The 231-nt window shown below is 64.1% G+C and carries 1 pseudogene; it reads left to right on the top strand.

Annotation, left to right across the window (positions count from 1 at the left end):
* Window positions 1–231, top strand: a pseudogene (locus O4H47_RS18095) (porphobilinogen synthase); the annotation flags it as partial.

Genomic DNA, 231 nt, shown 5'->3' with positions numbered 1-231 from the left:
TTCCCGACGTCTGGTGCGGGAAAACCGCCTGAGTGTCGATGACCTGATTCTGCCGGTGTTCGTCCTCGACGGCGAAAACCGCCGCGAAGCGATTGCCTCGATGCCCGGTGTCGAGCGCCTGTCCATCGACCTGCTGCTCAAGGAAGCCGAGCACTGGGTGGCCCTGGGCATTCCGGCGCTGGCGCTGTTCCCGGTAACGCCGCTGGAGAAGAAATCCCTGCTGGCCGTAGA

It is taken from the genome of Maritalea porphyrae, assembly GCF_027213965.1.
Taxonomy (GTDB): Bacteria; Pseudomonadota; Alphaproteobacteria; order Rhizobiales; family Devosiaceae; genus Maritalea; species Maritalea porphyrae_A.
This window is presented reverse-complemented; position numbering and strand designations above follow the sequence as displayed.